Source organism: Loktanella salsilacus, from assembly GCF_900114485.1.
Classification (GTDB): domain Bacteria; phylum Pseudomonadota; class Alphaproteobacteria; order Rhodobacterales; family Rhodobacteraceae; genus Loktanella; species Loktanella salsilacus.
In genome coordinates this window covers 1-1237 of the sequence record NZ_FOTF01000073.1, presented here as the reverse complement: position 1 = coordinate 1237, position 1237 = coordinate 1, and the positions used below count along the sequence as shown (strand labels likewise).

1 protein-coding gene is annotated in these 1237 nt (G+C 64.8%); it reads right to left on the bottom strand.

Annotation, left to right across the window (positions count from 1 at the left end; all coding sequences use genetic code 11):
• Positions 1-220 precede the first annotated feature (220 nt).
• Positions 221-1237, bottom strand: a 1017-nt coding sequence (locus BM131_RS19850; protein WP_139222744.1) for a tetratricopeptide repeat protein, incomplete at its 5' end; no start/stop codon positions are given.

Here is a 1237-nt window from a genome sequence, read left to right as displayed (position 1 = left end):
GAGCGCACAAGCGGCGCGTACCGTCATGGTTGTAAATATCAATTTCATCTCAGTCACCTCAATCTCCTCCCGGTCGCGGGGGACAGCTTCTATGGCTGTTATCCTTTTGTAAGTAGGGGTTACGGACCACGCCAATGAAAAAGCCGGTGCCGCGTGCCCGCAGCCCCGATAAGCCCGGCAGCGTGCCGAGAGTGCAACAATCTAGCCCCTTTTCGGGGGGTTACAGCGCTGGGGCTGTCTGATCGGGCAGGTTTTGCAATGTTTGGGCCGCCTGCGCGAACTGGGGCAGCGTGCTGCCAACGCTCAGATCAATCGCCCGGGTCAGGGCGTCCCGCGCCTGATCTGCCAGCGCCGGGTTGATCTGCATTTGACCTGCCAGCGCCATGCCAAGGTGGAACTGCACCATGGCATCATCGGGCAGGCCTTTGGCGGCGCGTCGCAGATACGGCAGCGCCTCGGCCACATCACCGCGGCGGTAGGCGATCCAGCCGTAGGTATCGGCAAAGGCGGGCACGGTGGTGCCGCGCAGGCGCCGTGCGATGGTGGCAGCCCGGGTCAGGCTGGCGTCATCATCGTGGTAGCTGGCCAGCAGGCTGGCCAGATTGTTGGCGACGATGATGTCGCTACTATCGGCGGCATAAACCTCTTCATGCACCGCGATGGCGGCGTCGATCTGGCCGTCCTGTTCCAGCAGGCTGGCCTTGATCATCAGCAGCGGCGCGGGCTGGGCGACCAGTGGCAAGGCAGCCTCGATGGCGGCGGCAGCCTCGCTGGTGCGGCCCTGCGCCAGCAGCACGCCGACCAGATACCGCACGGGCAGCGCACTGTCAGGGAAGCGTTCGGCCAGCGCGTTATACTTGTCCTGCGCCCCGGTGAAATCACCCGCCAGCGACGACAGGCTGGCGTCAAGCATCTGCAAGTCCGCATCATCCGGCGCATGGGCCAAGAGCCCCGCCAGATAGCTGCGCGCGCCCGTCAACTCTCCGCTCCGGATGCGGGTTTGCAGGATTTGCGCGACGGCGCGGATATCGCTGCGGTCGGTAATGGGGGCACCAGAGTCGATCTGCGCCTCTAGCAGGCTGAGGCTGTCGGCGGTGCGGTTCTGTCCTTGCAAGATTGCGGCCTGTACCACCGGCGCGGCAGAGCGGGCAGCGGGATCATTGATGCGGCGCAGATCGTCCACAACGCGCTGCGCCAGCGTCCAATCGCGCCCCTGCAGATAAAGATCCGCCAGCGT